Below are 15726 nucleotides of genomic sequence, written 5' to 3' on the forward strand. Positions count from 1 at the left end.
CCAAGGTCTCTTAGCCTGCCTGGCGTGCGACCAATGCTGGTCCCGCCAGCCATTGCCGGACGATGGCGGCATCCGGGTCGCCGATTTCGTGACCTGAAGGCACGATGCGCGCATCGACCTCGGCGCCATGTTTGTTGAGCAGCCTCACCAGTGGCGGCGCAAACGGCCCGTAGGTCTCGTCCGCGGCACCAGCGACAATCAGGACGCGCCTTCCTGTCAGATCGGTTGCCGGCGCATCGTCAAGCACGGGCATTGCTCTCAGCAACGCCGCTTTTCGGACGAGGCCGGAGTTGAGCAGCATCAGGCTGGAAACCAGATTGGCGCCGTTGGAATAGCCGAGGAAAGTCGCCCGGGCGAGGTCGAGCCCGTGCCGCTTTGCGGCCTCGCTTGCGAAGGCGGCAAAGTACGATGTTTCGGCACGGATGCTCGCCTGTTCGAAACTGGTCGGCGTGATCCGCTCGAACCAGCGGAAGCCGTCTTCTTGGCGGATGCGGCCACGCACCGCGACCAGCGTGGCGTTAGGGGCGATCTGCCTCGCAATCGGGACCATCGTCGTTTCGTCGACACCCGATCCGTGCAGTAAAAACAGGCTCTCGCCGCCGGCATTCTCCGGCTTGAGGAGGCGGTAGGGAAAGGCCAGATCCTGGTGCAGAAAGGCGTTCTCGTCGCTATATCGATCCACGCTCATATCTCGTTGTTTTCACGGAGACATTGGTCCTTTGCCAGCTTCAAAACGGAATATTTTCACGCTCCGCCAAATGTGATTGCAACAGGCTCATTTCAGACCGTTTCTGCGCCGATATGCTCCCTGCGGGAGGAATCGAAGCGGTGTGCGCCGATGGTCGCATCCCGGCATGAACAACGCGAGCATCCTTGCTCTCCTTTGAGGCCTTTTGTCGATGACCCTGCCAGTCCCGCCCGATCGCGCCCCGCGTATCGCCGATCGCGCTCCGCGTATCGCCGATCGCGCTCCGCGTATCGCCGATCGCGCTCCGCGTATCCCCGATCGCGACACGCGCATTGACGTGTTCCGTGCGCTCGCACTCCTGACCATCTATATCGACCACGTGCCGGGCACCGTCTTCGAAACGCTGACCTACAAGAATTTCGGATTCTCGGACGCGGCGGAAGCCTTCGTGCTGATTTCCGGCATGTCGGTCGCACTCGCCTATGGCACCAAGTTCCAGCCGGGCGGCCGGCTGCTGGCGATGTTGAAGATGTGGCGCCGGGCCGGCGTGCTTTACAGCGCCCACATCGTCACCACCATGGTTGTGATGGCGTTGTTCTGCGCCGCGGCGGTGTTCGGCCGGCGGCCGGAACTGCTCAAGCTGATCAACATCGAGCCGCTGATGAAGAACACGCCGGAGGTCATGATCGGCATTGTCACGCTCGGCCACCAGCTTGGCTACAACAACATCCTGCCGGTCTATGCGGCGCTGCTGTTGATGGCGCCGCTCTTCCTGCTCTTCGTCAGCTACCGGCCGCTGCCGGCGCTGGTCTTTTCCGGCGCGCTGTGGCTCGTCGCCGGCCTCTGGCAGATCGCGCCGCCGAACTATCCCGAGCCCGGCTTCTGGTTCCTCAACCCGCTGTCCTGGCAATTCCTGTTCAACATCGGCCTTGCCGGCATGCTGCATGTCAGGCGCGGCGGCACAATTCCCGTCAATCGTTGGCTGGTGGGCGCCGCGGCGACCTATGTCGCGGCAGCGGCGGTCTGGGTGCACAGCCCGCTCTGGGGCGAGATAACGTGGTTTAACCTGCCCGTGGTGATCGGCGGCTTCGACAAGACGTTCCTGTCGCTGCCGCGGCTCCTGCACATATTGGCGGTGAGCTATCTGATCGTCGCCCTGCCGGCTTTCTCGAACCTGTTCCGTCTCAGCCCGGACCATCCGCTTGCCCTGCTCGGCAAGCGCTCCTTGCCGGTGTTCCTCGCCGGCACGCTGATCGCCATGGCGGCGCAGGTGATGAAGCTGATCAATCCGGGCGGCTTTGCCTATGACGTCTTGCTGATTTCGGCCGGCATCGCCATGCAATTCGCGCTCGCCTTCTATCTTGAGTGGCTGTCCGGCATCGGCTTGGGCAAAAAGCCGGTTCGCAAAGAAGCGCCAGCCGTTCACCAGACCTTCGGCATGCCCGCGATGCCAAGGCTAAGCCGGTGATCCCACATCAGCCGCCTAGCTAGCAGGCGAGGGGCCGGACGACCCCCGCACCACAAGATCGACCGGCAGCAATTGCCGGTGCTGCGAGCCGTCATTTTCGAGGATCGCCTTGACGGCCAGCCGGCCCATCTCGGCGATCGGCTGGGCGACAGTGGTTAGTGGCGGCTCGGAGTCGGCGCCTTCCGGCACGCCGTCGAAGCCGACGATTGACACATCGCCCGGCACGGCAATGTTACGCTCGCGCAGCCAGTCGAGCGCATGCAGCGCGATCTTGTCCGACATGGCCAGGATTGCCGTCGGCGTCTGCGGCAGCGCGAAAATATGATCGAGGCCGGCCCGAACGCTCGCCTCGTCATTGAGGGTTTCGTAGATTGGCACTTGCGAGACGTCGATGCCGAAGCGGGAGAGCTCGCCGAAATAGCCACGCAGACGGTCGCGTGTGCCCGAGTAGAGGGATGTCGTCTCGACTTGCTCCTGCGTGACGGGACCAAAGCCAGCGTCGGCAGATTCCAGGGCGAGTACGGCAAAGCTGCGATGGCCGAACTCGGCCAGATGGCGCGCCGCCAGACCCGCGCCGGCGACGTTGTCGACGCCGATCGCAGCGACCGCCTCATTTTCCGAATCGAGATCAAGCGCCACGAAAGGCAGTTTGCGTTCGCGCGCCAGTTCGACCAGCCGCGACCCACCCTCGATGCAGAACACGATGAAGCCGTCGACCAGGGCGCTCTGGATGTTCCAGGCGAGCTGCTCGCTGTTGGCGGCCGAGACCAGCGAAATTCCGGCGCCGGTGGCGTCGCAGGCCTGCGAAATGCTGGCCATCATGACGCGGGCAAAGGGATCGTCGAAGAAATAGGACAATGGTTCCGCCGTTGCCACGCCGATGGCGTTGACCTTGCCGGCGCGCAGCAGCCGGCCCTTGGGATCCGGGCCGGCATAGCCCATCGCTTCCGCCGCCGCCTTGACCCGCTCGCGGACCTCTTCGCGCACGATTTCCGGGCGAGCGAACACGTTGGACGCGGTACCGTGCGAGACCCCGGCCGCCTTGGCGATGTCGGCAAGCCGCACTGGTCTCGTCTTGCCGGAGGTCAATGCCGTCATTTTCGTCTCCTGAACCGGAGCCTGTTTAGCACTTTCGTTGGATCGGTTCAAATTTTCCCTTGATCGGACGGCGGAGAGGGTCTATATTTGAATCGATCCAAGGGATTCACCAAGTATAACTTGGATCGATTCAAGAGGAGGGTGCGGTGCATCCCGTGAATTATCTGTTCGAAGACATCTACGGCAATGATTGGGGCATAGTCTCCGACGCCGCCACCCGCAGGCGCCGCGACAAGGTCGGGCCGTGGAGGCGTGACCTGCAATACCTTGTGAAACGCAAGCGCAGCTGATCGGCCCCGGCATTTTCGTGCCAGCTGATTGGATCGATTCAAGTTCTTGAAGAGGAGACGAACATGCATCCCGTGAAGCATCTGTTCGAAGACATTTATCGCAATTACTGGGGTATCTCGCCTGCCACGGAGCAGCCGGAAAGGCGGCGGCCGACCAAGTCTGCCAAGCGCAACCGCGACCTGCTGCCGCAAAACCGGCAGGATTAAGCCTCGTGTGATATCTGATGGGACAGGGTTCTTGGCTCGTCAGGACCGTTGCCGCACGAGCGCCGAGGCCGCGATCACCAGCCAGCCCGCGATGAGCAAGGTGCCGCCGATCGGCGCCGACATCGGGAACAGCCGCGATCCCACGAAATCCCGTGCCAGCAGATCGCCGCAGAACAGAACAAGCCCGACGAGCAGCACCAGGCTGCCGATCCGCAAGATCCGGTTTGCGCCGGCGAGGCCGACGGCCAAAAACACCGGCGCATGCATGAGCAGGAAGGATGCGGCCGTGCCGACGAAGGCGCCGCCGAGATGCGCTGATGCCGCCGACAGCGCCACGCCCGCCGCGCCGGCAATGCCGCCGGCGAAAACGAGGATGCGCGCGCTGTTTGCTGGTGCTGACTCGGCGATGCTCATGTCTCGGGCTCCGTGATTGACGATAGGCGGCGCGACCTGTCTGTCAGGATTTTTCCGATATCGCCAGCATGTCGCGCGTGCGGCGCGCCTGGGCCAGCCAATTATACGCGGCACCGCCCGCCATCAGCAACGACGTGCCGAGAAACACCGCGCGCATGCCGAAATGGCCGCCGACGAAGCCGCCCAGCAGCGGCCCCGCAACCTGGCCGACATATTGCGCCGAGATTGCCAGGCCCAGCACATTGCCGCCGACCCCATCGGGAACATTGTGGCGGATGACGCTGGTGATGCAGGGCAACAGCCCGCCCAGCACCAGACCCATAAGGAACCGCAGCCCGACCAACTGCCAGCTCTCGGTGACGAAGGCCTGCGGTATCAACAGCAGCGCCGAGACGGCCAGCGATGCGACGATGACGTTCCAGTGGCCGATGCGGTCGGCGAGTTTGCCCAGCCGTGACGCCGACAGGATGGCGCCCAGCGCCGCCGCCGACATGACGACACCTGAGACCAGGGTCACCCGGCTTGCCTCCGCGACCAGTTGCTGGACGTAAACGGTGATGATCGGCTCGATCGACATGTTGGCGAAGGTGAACAGCATGCCGGTCGCCAGCATGGCCACGACAGGGCGTTTGTCGGGGATCTGCGCCCAACTTCCCTTTGGTTTCTCCTCGCGTTTTGCCTGTACTGGCGGGCGAGGCATCTCCTTTATCAGGAACGTCGTCGCCAGCGCCGCCAGGAAAATGACGCCGCCCGCGATGAGGAAGGTGGCGCGAATACCGATCAATGGCGGCAGCGCGCCGCCAAGCAACGGGCCGACCAGGGAGCCTGCGGTGATGCCGGCCGACAGCACGCCAAGCGCCCAGCCGGAGCGCTCCTTCGGCGTCTGCATGGCGACAAGGATCGTCGAGCCTGAGGAATAACCGCCGGCAAAGCCGATCAACAGGCGCAAAAGCACCAATTGCCAGACGGTCTGCACCATGCCGGTCAGCGACATGCAGATCGCCATGCCGAAACTGGCGCGCACCAGCATCACCTTGCGGCCGTAGCGGTCGCCGAGCCGCCCCCACAGCGGTGCGACAAGGGCCGCGGCAAGGAAGGTGGCGCCGAAGGCGATGCCGGACCATTGCACGATCGCCGCGTGGCCCAGGGCGCCCAGCTGTTCGACATAGAGCGGCAGGAACGGCAGCAACAGCGTCATCGCCACAAGCGTGCTGAACGATCCGGCAAAGCACACGAGCAGGTTGCGCCGCCAATGAATGTTGTAGGTGGAAGGCGCTTCGGCGGCCTGCGCTGCACTGTCCTGCGGCATGTCCTGTCCTGTCCGCTTGCTGCGGATACCATTGTGGGATACCAACTTGGTACCTCATGGACGCAAAGCCCGGCTGCTGTCAATCAGGCGCTCTCAATGTGATCGGCAAGACCAACGGGCAAGGCCGATCGCCAGCAATGGAAGCAACTATGTCGCAGATGCAGATCGTCGAAAAAGCGCTTCGCGAGATGATCCTTGGCCTCGAGGTCGGTCCTGGCGAGCGGCTGACGGAGCGCTGGATCGAGAGCCGCTTCGGCGCCTCGCGCACGCCGGTCAGGGCAGCCCTGCTGCGGCTGGAGACGGAAGGGCTGATCTGCCGTGACGGGCGCGGCTGGACCGTGTCGCCGATCAACCTTGCCGAACTGGAACAGATCGCGGTGTACCGCGAAGCGGTCGAGGTCGCGGCGGTCAGGCTGACTTCGGCGCTGGCCGACAGGAGCGCAGCCGATGTCATCGAGGCGATGCTGGACTCCTGCGACACTGCCACGCCGCGCGAGGAATGGCACCGCGTCGGCATGGATTTCCATATCGAACTGGCGCGGCTCTCCGGCAACGAGTTCCTGTTTCGGGCCGTGCGCGATGCCATGACGCGGCTGTCGCGGGCGCGCTGGCTGGAGGTGCGCGACGAGGCGGCCCTTGGCCGCGCCTGGAGCGAGCATCACGCCATTCTGGCGGCGGTGCGGGCCGGCGATGCCGATGCGGCGGCGGCGCGACTTTCCGCCCATATCGCCGGCAGCCGCGCTCGCCTGGTGACGTCGTTGCACAATGACCGGCGCGGCCTGCGCGCCAGGGGTTTTGCCGTCGTCGCCGCTTGATACTGGTCACGAAAACGAAAGAACGCCGTCGCGATCCGCTTTCGGCCTCGCTTCGCGGACGCCGATGGCGTAAGAGGCGCCCATGGAAAACAACCGATTTGAAACACCCGTGACCGTTAAGTCGGGCACGGAGGGAAGCACTCAGCTCTTGCGTACGGTGCGCGAGGCTTCCGATTACCTGCTCAACAGCTGGCCCGGCAAGCGCAGCCCCAAGCACCGCGAAGCGCTGCAGGCCTGCCATGACGCGCTGGCCGGCGACAAGCCGGCGATGATCGCAAGACGCGCCTTCATCGCCGCCGCGCGCGAGGTCAACGTCTTCGTCAGCGACAAGGCCCCGGCCTGATCACATCGGCCTGATCAGACCGGCATTTTGCCAGGATCCGGCCCGTTTCGTGGGCCGGTGATCCTGTCTTGCCTATTTTTCTGTTTCGGTGTCGGTTTTCGAACTTGCCTCGTTCTCAGGCTCGGCGCGCTCCTTGGCCGCGACCTTGGCGGCGAGCTTCTCCGCCTTCTTGGCGGCCTTCTGCCGGTCGCGCTCTTTGCGTTCCTGACCGTAATTCGGTGGTCGAGCCATATCGTTTCCTTTCGCTGTGCCTGATCCTGCCTAGAAGCATTGGCCGGCAAACACAACAGCGCCGCGAGGGCAGATGCCAGCGGTTCTGGACTTGCGTGATGGCGAACACAATGGTTTAGAAAAGGCTGCGGGACAGTTGCTGGAGCCGCCGCCGACCGATTTCGAATCAAAACGACCGATGGCCACGCTTCAAAGAAACGCACAGAAGCTGATCTACTATGCGCGCAACGCCATGCGCGACATCGCGCCGCCGGTTCTTTTCCGGCGCCGGCTCGGCCGGCTGCTCGATCAGGCCAGGCTTTCCGACGCATCGGTCCGCCAGCGGCTCAATTACTACAACACGCTGCGGGAGCCTTTTAGCCCCAGCCCCGAGGCCGTGCCGGTCAGCCGGCTGCCGTCGGACCGCAGCATGTACTATTACGATCTGAAGGAGTTCACCCGTTATTTCGACCCAGATCTGCGCATCGACCTGGAATTCGGCGACGTCATCGAAGTGCCGAAGATGCCGTCGATCGTCAAGGACCGGCCGATAGCCGGCGACAACGGCAACGGCGTCCTGTTCAAGCTGAACAAGTTCCGTCATTTCTACATGCCGGCCGACGATGTCGCCTTCGCCGACAAGCATCCGCTCGTCGTTTGGCGCGGCGAACTCAACAATCCGATCCGCACCTTGTTGCTGGATGCAGCCCGCAATCTGCCGTTCTGCGATGTCGGCACGCCGAGGGCGACAGCACCTGCGGAATACCGCAAGCCCTATCTCAGCATCGATCAGCAGCGCCGCTACCGCTACATCATCTCGCTCGAAGGCAATGATGTCGCGACCAATCTGAAATGGATCATGAGCTCGAACTCGCTCTGCCTGATGCCGCCGCCGACTTACGAGACCTGGTTCGCCGAGGGGCAGCTCGAGCCCGATGTCCATTATGTGCCGCTGGCGCCCGACTTCAGCGATCTGGCCGAGCGGGTGCATCATCTCGAGCAGCATCCGGCCGAGGCCCAGCGCATCGTTGCGGCGGCCAACGCCTATTGCCGCAAATTCGCCGACGAGCGGGCCGAGCAGGCGATCTGCCTGCTCGTGCTCTACAAATATTTCGTGCTCAGCGGCCAGATCGAGCCCGATCCGCAGGTCTGGCGGTTTATCGCGGGCTAGCGGCTTCCGGCGCCCTTAAGTCAGATGACGCTGCGGTCCATAACCAGATCGGCCGGGCCGAAGCGGTCCTTCGCCGTAAACTGCTGGTGCCAGTAGGGATAGAGCACCGGCGGCCGGCTGACGGCATCGAGACGCTGGCGTTCATCAAAGGACAGCGTCAGGCTTGCCGCGGCGAGATTGTCTTTCAACTGGGCCTCGTTGCGTGCGCCAATCACCAGCGAACTGACGGCCGGCCGGCCAAGCAGCCAGGCCAGCGCCACCTGGGCCGCCGAGACGCCGCGAGTGGCGCCGATGTCGACCAGCACGTCGACGATCCGCCACAGCCGGCCCTCGTCGCGGATCGGCGGTTCCGACCAGCCGCCGATCTGGCGCGCCGTCGGACTGTCGCGGCGGTATTTGCCCGACAGCAGGCCGCCGGCGAGCGGGCTCCACACCAGCACGCCAAGGCCCTGGTCGACCGAAATCGGCAAGAGCTCATACTCGGCCTCGCGTGCTTCCAGCGTGTAGTGGATCTGCTGGGTGACGAAACGCGGCTGGTGCTGGCTGTCGCTGATGCCGAGCGCCTTCATGACCTGCCAGCCGGAATAGTTGGAGCAGCCGACATAGCGGATTTTGCCCTGGGCAACCAGCGTGTCGAGCGCGGAGATGGTTTCCTCGAGCGGCGTCGCGCCGTCCCATTCGTGCAGGAAATAGATGTCGATGACATCGGTCCTGAGGCGCTTCAGGCTCTTCTCGCATTCGCGGATCAGATGATGGCGCGACAGGCCTTCGTCATTGGGGCCCTTGCCGATCCGCATGCGCGCCTTGGAGGCGATCAGCACGTCGTTCTTGCGCTTGCCGCCGAGCGCCTCGCCGATGATCTCTTCCGACAGACCGTTGGAATAGACATTGGCGGTGTCGATGAGATTGATGCCGGCATCGATGCAAGTGTCGATGATGCGCGAGGCCTCCGCGAGATCGGAATTGCCGACGGCGGCGAACGGCCCGCTGCCGCCGAAGGTCATGGTTCCCAAGGTCAGCGCCGAAACTTTCAAGCCGGAACGGCCAAGCGTGCGGTATTCCATGTCAGATCCTCGTAGTTTTGGTGGGGAGGCGGTTTTAGCAGGAAAGGGCGGGGAAGCCCGAAGGGGTCCGCCAATTGTAGGACAATTTGAGCGGCTTGTCGCCATCCCAGGGCGATGGATCGGCAATGCTCGCTGGTTTGCAGTGATGACCGGCTGGCCGGCGGCTTGCAATAAAACCGTCATTGGCGGCCTATATCGAGTCGGCTCAGGGTTTCATGCCAGCCGGCAAGCGGAGCAGTGGAAATGACCGAGTTGAAGCAGAATTCTCCGGCCAGGGATTGGCTGGAAGCCGAACTCGCCGACATGCTCGACGAGGACTATGAGCTTGAAATGTCGGAGCCGGCGCTGTCGCTGGAGATCTCCAAGATCTACAAGAACGCGCATCCGCCGTCGATCGACCGCATGCAGTATTTCCGCGACCTGATCGGCTTGCAGTCGGAACTGATCAAGCTGCAGTCCTGGGTCGCCTACCACAAGAAGAAGCTGGTGGTGGTTTTCGAAGGACGCGATTCCGCCGGCAAGGGCGGCGTCATCAAGCGCATCACCCAGCGCCTCAACCCGCGCATCTGCCGCGTCGTGGCGCTGCCGGCGCCGACCGAGCGCGAAAAATCGCAGTGGTATTTCCAGCGCTACGTGCCGCATCTGCCGGCCGGCGGCGAGATCGTGCTGTTCGACCGCTCCTGGTACAACCGCTCCGGCGTCGAGCGGGTGATGGGCTTTGCCGAACCCGATCAGGTCGAAGAGTTCTTCCGCGACGTGCCGGAGTTCGAGCGCATGCTGGTCCGCTCCGGCGTCACGCTGGTCAAATACTGGTTCTCGATCACCGACGAGGAACAGCAGATGCGCTTCATGATGCGCATCCACGACCCGATGAAGCAGTGGAAGCTGTCGCCGATGGACCTGCAGTCGCGCGTGCGCTGGGAGCAGTACACCAAGGCCAAGGAAGAGACGTTTGCCCGCACCAACATCCCAGAGGCACCGTGGTACATCGTCGAAGGCAACGACAAGAAGCGGGCGCGGCTGAACTGCATCGACCATCTCCTCAAACAGCTGCCCTATGAGGACGTGCCGCACGAAGAAATCACGCTGCCCGAGCGGGTGTTCAACCCGGAGTACGAGCGCCAGGTCCTGCCGCGCGAGCTTTACGTGCCGGAGAAGTATTGAGCACTTTTCCTTCTCCCCGTTTCACGGGGAGAAGGTGCCCGAAGGGCGGATGAGGGGCAGCGCCGGCATCGACGAATGGTAGTGTGCTGAGAGTTCTGCAAATTCGCTGAGAGGGGGCGGTCATGGCAGGCTGGTGATTGTTCACGTCACCTGATTCCCGCGAAGGAACGCCACCATGACCAAGACTGAAGTTAAGACCGCCAGCGCTGCCGTCAAAGACATTTTGCTTTCGAACCCGGATGGATTGCACGAAGTGCTCCGTGCGGTGATGCAGGAGGTGCTTGAGGCCGAGATGGACGAGGCGCTGGGTGCCTCGAAGAGCGAGCGCACGCCCGAACGGCTTGGCTATCGCTCGGGCTATTACGGCCGTACCCTTGTGACGCGGGTCGGCAAGCTCGAGCTGCGGGTTCCGCAGGACCGGGCCGGGCGCTTCTCCACCGAGCTGTTCGAGCGCTACCAGCGTTCCGAGCGGGCCTTGGTGGCGACAATGGCGGAGATGTATGTGCAGGGCGTGTCGACCCGCAAGGTGAAGGCGATCACGGAAGAACTGTGCGGCCATGCCTTCTCGGCCTCGTCGATCTCGGCCATCAACAAGCGGCTGGACGAGAGCCTCGCTGCCTTTGCCAGGCGCCCCCTTCAAGAGCCGTTTCCTTACCTCATCCTCGATGCGCGCTACGAGAAGGTGCGTGAAGCCGGTGTTGTCATGAGCCAGGCGGTGCTGATCGCGGTCGGTATCGACTGGGACGGAAGGCGCCAGATCCTGGCCGTGGAGATGGCCAATCGCGAGAGCCGCTCGGCCTGGAGGGACTTCCTCGTCGGCCTCAAGGCGCGCGGCCTCAAGGGCGTCGAGTTGGTTGTGTCCGACGATCACGCCGGCCTGGTGGCAGCGATCGGCGAGGTGATCCCCGAAGCCGCCTGGCAACGCTGCTACGTGCACTTCCTCAGGAACGCGCTCGATCATCTGCCGAGGAAGCACGGCGACGACTGCCTGCAGGAATTGCGCTGGCTCTACGACCGGCGCGATCTCGCAGAGGCCAGGGCTGATCTTGCCGCATGGCTTGCCAAATGGTCGGCACGCTATCCGCGCCTGACAGGCTGGGCCGAGGATGCCATCGAACAAACCCTGACCTTCTTCAGGCTGCCGAGACAGCACCACAAGCATCTCAAATCCACCAACATGCTGGAGCGGCTCAACGAGGAAATCCGCCGGCGCACCTATGTCGTGCGCATCTTCCCCAATACCGAAAGCTGCCTGCGCCTGGTCAGGTCGTTGGCCGTCGAGACCAATGAAAACTGGATGGAGGCCAACCGATACATCAACATGGACGACCTGCGCGAGCACAAGAAGCTCGCTCTGCGCCAAGCCGCATGACCAGCATCATGGCCGCCCCTTTTTGCAGAACTTGACGCACACAACCCGACGAATTCACAGCCGTCGGACGCTGCTAACCTCCAAAAGCAGCGCTGCCCCTCATTGCCTGCCGGGCATTTCTCCCCGTAGAACGGGGAGAAAGAAGCCTGCGCCTATCACTTCGCCACTACACCCGCTTGATCGTCACATGCGTGGCGAGCGCTGTCGCCACCTGCTCGGTGCACTGGTAACCCAGCTTCAGCATATCCAGCCCGGCAAACAGGCTCTCGCCCCTCCCGAGCAACACCGGCGACACCGCCAGATGCAACTCGTCGATGAGCTTCTCTTGCAGATATTGCCGGATGGTGGAAACGCCGCCGCCGACGCGGACATCCTTGCCGCCGGCCGCGGCCTTTGCTTGTTCGAGCGCGGCGTGGATGCCGCCGGCAACGAAGTGGAAAACGGTGCCGCCTTCCATCACAATGGGGTCGCGCTTGTAGTGGGTCAGCACGAAGGTCGGCACGTGATAGGGCGGGTTGTCGCCCCACCAGCCTTTCCAGCTCTCGTCTGGCCATTCGCCACGGATCGGGCCGAACATGTTGCGGCCGAGGATCCAGGCCCCGACATTGTCGAAGCTGCGGACAGTGAACCGGTCGTCCACATCGGTGGTGCCGCCATCCTTGCCGACCATCTCATGGAAGGTGCGGGTGCCGGTCATCCATTTGTGCAGATATTCGCCACCAACGCCGAGCGGATTTTGCAGGTCCTGGTCAGGACCGGCGCCGAAACCGTCGAGCGACAAGGTGAAGGCATTGACGCGAAGTTTGGACATGGAGACTCCCTTTCGGTGACCAGTTGTGATTTGCAATCAGTATTCAAACTGATTGCATTTTGCAACTAGTATTTTTAGAGGCAAGCCGATCTGTGGAATGCGCAGGGACCTCAAGCCGCCACGCGCTTCGGCATCACCGCAAACGGGCTGAGCCCAAGCCAGATCTGCATCTTGCCGGCGACGTCGAGATCGCCGGTCAGGCTGATCTTGTCGCGTTCCTTGTGAACTGTCGTCAGCCCCATCCAGATCGAGGTCATGGTGCACAGATCGGTCGAGACGTAGAGATCGACGTCGAAGCCCGGATCGTACCAGCAAAGATCGACCTCGCCCTGCTTTTCGACGATCAGCCACCACGATCGTTTTGACGCCGGCAGGTCATGGTACAGGAATTGTATCACGGTGCGCCCGTCCGGCAGCGGACTGGGGTTCAGATTGCGCCGCATGTCCCACATCAGCAGCGACGGATCGAGGTTTTTGAGCGACAGCCTGGCCTCGACCCATTTCTGGCCCCAAAACCCCATCGCCTCGACAACCGGGCGCAAATCCCGGCCCGCCTCGGTCAGCCGGTATTCGAACACGCCCTTCTCGGTCGCGATCTCGGTCCGCTCGACGATGCCGCCGGCCTCGAGGTCCTTGAGCCGTTGCGACAGAAGGGTTGGCGACATTTTCGGCACGCCGCGGCGCAAATCGTTGAAGCGGGTCGATCCCGCCACCAGTTCGCGCAGCAGCACCATGGTCCAGCGTGTGCAGAGCAGCTCGGCGGCCATGGAGAGCGGGCAGAATTGCTTGTAACCGGCTTGTGTCATGTGGTGAGCTCCAAAAGATGTTGCCGGACCTTATTCAGAAAACCTGAGTTCAGCCAGTACAGAAGCTGTACTGGCACCCCCGGTACAGTTCTGTGACTGGAGCGGTCCGGCGCCGCCATGCGAGGCAGCGGTCACGTCACCGGGCAGTCCGGTGCCGATCCATGAGGAGTTGGACAATGACCGCTTACGTGATCGCAGACATCAAGGTGAAGGACGACAAATGGGTGCCGGCCTATGCCGCTTCGGTGCATGACCTCGTCCACAAGCATGGCGGCAAGTATCTCGCCCGCAGCGGCAATGTGAAGACGCTGGAGGGCAAGCCGCTCGACACCAGCCTGATCGCCATCATGGCGTTTCCGTCGGCAAAGGCAGCCGAAGCCTTCACCAACGATCCGCAATACGCTCCGTTTGTGGCGGAGCGCCGGAAGGGCAGCGACAGCCGCTTCCAACTGATCGACGATACCGATCTCGCTGGAACGATCCCTTATTTGCCGAAGGCGTGAGGAAAAGCCGGAACCCGGTGTATCAGGGTTCCGGCTAACCCTTCAGCATTTGCGCCACTTCGGGCGCGAAGCAGGTGGACGGGTACTCTCACGCGATTTAGTCTTGAACTCGAAAGTCGGTAAACTGAGCAGGCGCGCACGTGACCATTATTTCACTCATTGCAAAACTGTTTGCCAACCGGAACCGCCCGCAGAATAGGCCAGCTCAAGTCCCAGAGCGGGTTTTCCGCAAAGAGGCGAAATTCAAGAAACATGGAAAATTCTTCCAGATCGGACCGACATATCGCGGCGGGTCCCATTGTCTTCAGCTGGAAAACGCCCAAGCTTTGGTGCCGCCACCCCGCATACTGCTCGGGCCGACGGAGTTTGGGGGATACGGCTTTCCTGAGTACCCGGAGACGCCCAGGCTACGGCCTGAAGCGACAGCCTATTGCAGGCCACCAAAAGACTTAGAAGATTTTCATTGTTACTGGCTTGTATCCGAGCGCCTGAAGGACGTTCTGCAGTCAGTCGACCCCGATGGGGTCGTGTTTAACGACTGCGACGTATTCTATTTGAGCGGAAAGCCGATCGAACCAAAGCACTACCTTTGCGACATCGTTCGCAAGATTGATGCCGTGGATCTCGAATCGTCGAAGTTTAGGCTTTTGATCGGCGAGAATGGAGGCGTCCACTACGACCGCGCCGGAGGCGCCTGCTTCTATTTCAAGGAGGAGATTGTTGGCGATGCGCATATCTTCAAACAGAAGAACATGGGCATTGTCATTTGCACCCCCAAATTGAGAGAAGCCTGTGTTGAAGCAGGCATCAAGAAGCCCGACTTGTTCCAAGACATGTCGGTTTGCGGGCGTGGTCGGCTGGACTTCGAAACAAGAAATGTCAAAGAGAGTTATGTGCTGGAGTGAATTTATCCCTTCAGCATTTGCGCCACTTCCGGCGCGAAGTAAGTCAGGATGCCGTCGCAGCCGGCGCGCTTGAAGGCGAGCAGGCTCTCCAGCATTGCCTTTTCGCCGTCGATCCAGCCATTGGCGGCCGCCGCCTTGATCATCGAATATTCGCCTGACACCTGGTAGGCGAAGGTCGGCATCTGGAACTCGTCCTTCAGCCGGCGGATGATGTCGAGATAGGGCAGGCCGGGCTTGACCATCAGCATGTCGGCGCCCTCGGCGATATCCTGCTCGGCCTCGCGCACCGCTTCGTCGGAATTGGCGTGGTCGAGATAGTAGGTCTTCTTGTCGCCCTTGAGCAGGCCGGCGGTGCCGACCGCCTCGCGGTAGGGGCCGTAGAAGGCGGAGGCGAATTTCGTCGCATAGGACATGATCGCCACATCCTGAAAACCATTGGCGTCGAGTGCGTCGCGGATGGCGCCGATGCGGCCGTCCATCATGTCGGACGGCGCGATGATGTCGGCGCCGGCCGCTGCCTGGATGACGGCCGCGGCGGTCACCTGTTCCACTGTCTCGTCATTGACGATGATGCCGTCGCGCAAGATGCCGTCATGGCCGTGCGAGGTGAACGGGTCGAGCGCCGCATCGGTGATGATGCCGATCTCCGGCACCGCGTCCTTGATGGCGCGGGTGGCGCGGTTGATGATGTTTTCCGGGTCGAGGATGTGCGATCCCGTCTGGTCGCGCAGGCTGAGTTCAACATTGGGGAAGGTGGCGATCGCCGGAATGCCGAGCTTAGCGGCCCGCTCGGCCTCCTTGACGGCGAGGTCCAGCGACAGGCGGAAGACGCCGGGCATGGCGGCGATCGGCTCGCGCGTGTTCTTGCCGTCGATCACGAAGATCGGCCAGATCAGATCGTCCACGGTAAGCCGGTTTTCCTGCACCAGGCGGCGCGACCAGTCGGCCTTGCGCATGCGCCGCAAGCGGCGGCTGCCGGTGATCTCGTCGACGCTGCGCGCACCGGCGGGCTTTGCCGGTGCGAATTTGTTGCTCGTCGCGGGAGTGAATTTGTTCATCGCAAAAACTCCGGGTCGAGGCGGCTTTTA

At 62.5% G+C, this 15726-nt stretch carries 19 protein-coding genes; 10 read left to right on the forward strand and 9 right to left on the reverse strand.

The window, feature by feature from the left end:
• Positions 1–10: 10 nt before the first annotated feature.
• Positions 11–682, reverse strand: a complete 672-nt coding sequence (locus tag AC3EML_RS17160) for an alpha/beta hydrolase (protein WP_023682414.1) — start codon at positions 680–682, stop codon at positions 11–13.
• 217 nt (positions 683–899) lie between these two features.
• On the opposite strand from AC3EML_RS17160, the gene AC3EML_RS17165 reads away from it, so the two are divergent.
• The gene (locus tag AC3EML_RS17165) at positions 900–2156 is read left to right on the forward strand and encodes an OpgC family protein (RefSeq protein ID WP_352522313.1); all 1257 of its coding nucleotides are present in this window, start codon (positions 900–902) and stop codon (positions 2154–2156) included.
• Positions 2157–2171: 15 nt separating this feature from the next.
• On the opposite strand, the gene AC3EML_RS17170 is transcribed toward AC3EML_RS17165, so the two are convergent.
• Positions 2172–3254, reverse strand: a complete 1083-nt coding sequence (locus AC3EML_RS17170) for a LacI family DNA-binding transcriptional regulator (protein WP_023682412.1) — start codon at positions 3252–3254, stop codon at positions 2172–2174.
• A gap of 146 nt (positions 3255–3400) precedes the next feature.
• On the opposite strand from AC3EML_RS17170, the gene AC3EML_RS17175 reads away from it, so the two are divergent.
• Positions 3401–3544 (forward strand): hypothetical protein, encoded by a 144-nt coding sequence (locus AC3EML_RS17175; protein ID WP_023673015.1) that lies wholly within the window; start codon positions 3401–3403, stop codon positions 3542–3544.
• Between the two features lie 63 nt (positions 3545–3607).
• Positions 3608–3751, forward strand: coding sequence for a hypothetical protein (locus tag AC3EML_RS17180; RefSeq protein ID WP_023673014.1), 144 nt, complete (start codon positions 3608–3610; stop codon positions 3749–3751).
• A gap of 39 nt (positions 3752–3790) precedes the next feature.
• Here AC3EML_RS17180 and AC3EML_RS17185 read toward each other — a convergent pair whose 3' ends face one another.
• Entirely contained in the window at positions 3791–4165 is a 375-nt protein-coding gene (locus AC3EML_RS17185) for a DUF423 domain-containing protein (protein ID WP_023673013.1), read from the reverse strand.
• Positions 4166–4208: 43 nt separating this feature from the next.
• Positions 4209–5474, reverse strand: coding sequence for a multidrug efflux MFS transporter (locus tag AC3EML_RS17190; protein WP_023734152.1), 1266 nt, complete (start codon positions 5472–5474; stop codon positions 4209–4211).
• Positions 5475–5623: 149 nt separating this feature from the next.
• Between AC3EML_RS17190 and AC3EML_RS17195 the strand changes: the two genes are divergently transcribed.
• Both AC3EML_RS17195 and AC3EML_RS17200 read left to right on the forward strand, forming a co-directional pair.
• Positions 5624–6289, forward strand: coding sequence for a GntR family transcriptional regulator (locus AC3EML_RS17195; protein WP_023689520.1), 666 nt, complete (start codon positions 5624–5626; stop codon positions 6287–6289).
• A gap of 109 nt (positions 6290–6398) precedes the next feature.
• Positions 6399–6632 (forward strand): DUF982 domain-containing protein, encoded by a 234-nt coding sequence (locus tag AC3EML_RS17200; RefSeq protein ID WP_245259900.1) that lies wholly within the window; start codon positions 6399–6401, stop codon positions 6630–6632.
• A 72-nt stretch (positions 6633–6704) separates the two neighbouring features.
• Here the strand turns inward: AC3EML_RS17200 and AC3EML_RS17205 are convergent, their stop codons facing one another.
• Positions 6705–6863 carry a hypothetical protein gene (locus tag AC3EML_RS17205; protein ID WP_023673009.1) on the reverse strand — a complete coding sequence of 53 codons (159 nt, stop codon included), beginning with the start codon at positions 6861–6863 and terminating at the stop codon, positions 6705–6707.
• A 178-nt stretch (positions 6864–7041) separates the two neighbouring features.
• Between AC3EML_RS17205 and AC3EML_RS17210 the strand changes: the two genes are divergently transcribed.
• Positions 7042–8013, forward strand: coding sequence for a glycosyl transferase family 90 (locus tag AC3EML_RS17210; RefSeq protein WP_023700560.1), 972 nt, complete (start codon positions 7042–7044; stop codon positions 8011–8013).
• A gap of 20 nt (positions 8014–8033) precedes the next feature.
• Here AC3EML_RS17210 and AC3EML_RS17215 read toward each other — a convergent pair whose 3' ends face one another.
• Positions 8034–9077: an aldo/keto reductase gene (locus tag AC3EML_RS17215; protein ID WP_023700559.1), complete on the reverse strand. Its 1044-nt coding sequence runs from the start codon at positions 9075–9077 to the stop codon at positions 8034–8036.
• Positions 9078–9320: 243 nt separating this feature from the next.
• On the opposite strand from AC3EML_RS17215, the gene ppk2 reads away from it, so the two are divergent.
• The gene (gene ppk2 / locus AC3EML_RS17220) at positions 9321–10241 is read left to right on the forward strand and encodes a polyphosphate kinase 2 (protein ID WP_023682405.1); all 921 of its coding nucleotides are present in this window, start codon (positions 9321–9323) and stop codon (positions 10239–10241) included.
• A 175-nt stretch (positions 10242–10416) separates the two neighbouring features.
• Positions 10417–11613 (forward strand): IS256 family transposase, encoded by a 1197-nt coding sequence (locus tag AC3EML_RS17225; protein WP_488505272.1) that lies wholly within the window; start codon positions 10417–10419, stop codon positions 11611–11613.
• Between the two features lie 166 nt (positions 11614–11779).
• On the opposite strand, the gene AC3EML_RS17230 is transcribed toward AC3EML_RS17225, so the two are convergent.
• Positions 11780–12424, reverse strand: coding sequence for a dihydrofolate reductase family protein (locus AC3EML_RS17230; RefSeq protein WP_023697456.1), 645 nt, complete (start codon positions 12422–12424; stop codon positions 11780–11782).
• Between the two features lie 110 nt (positions 12425–12534).
• Complete coding sequence (locus tag AC3EML_RS17235) at positions 12535–13230, reverse strand: winged helix-turn-helix transcriptional regulator (RefSeq protein WP_023682403.1); 696 nt, start codon at positions 13228–13230, stop codon at positions 12535–12537.
• Positions 13231–13406: 176 nt separating this feature from the next.
• Here AC3EML_RS17235 and AC3EML_RS17240 point away from each other — a divergent pair, with 176 nt between their 5' ends.
• Together AC3EML_RS17240 and AC3EML_RS17245 are read left to right on the forward strand one after the other, a co-directional pair.
• Entirely contained in the window at positions 13407–13733 is a 327-nt protein-coding gene (locus AC3EML_RS17240; RefSeq protein ID WP_023673003.1) for a DUF1330 domain-containing protein, read from the forward strand.
• Positions 13734–13873: 140 nt separating this feature from the next.
• On the forward strand, positions 13874–14638 hold the full coding sequence (locus AC3EML_RS17245) for an imm11 family protein (protein ID WP_023697454.1): 765 nt from the start codon (positions 13874–13876) through the stop codon (positions 14636–14638).
• A gap of 2 nt (positions 14639–14640) precedes the next feature.
• Here AC3EML_RS17245 and hemB read toward each other — a convergent pair whose 3' ends face one another.
• Positions 14641–15696: a porphobilinogen synthase gene (gene hemB / locus AC3EML_RS17250; RefSeq protein WP_023697453.1), complete on the reverse strand. Its 1056-nt coding sequence runs from the start codon at positions 15694–15696 to the stop codon at positions 14641–14643.
• Positions 15697–15726 lie beyond the last annotated feature (30 nt).

Source organism: Mesorhizobium sp. P170090, assembly GCF_057786115.1.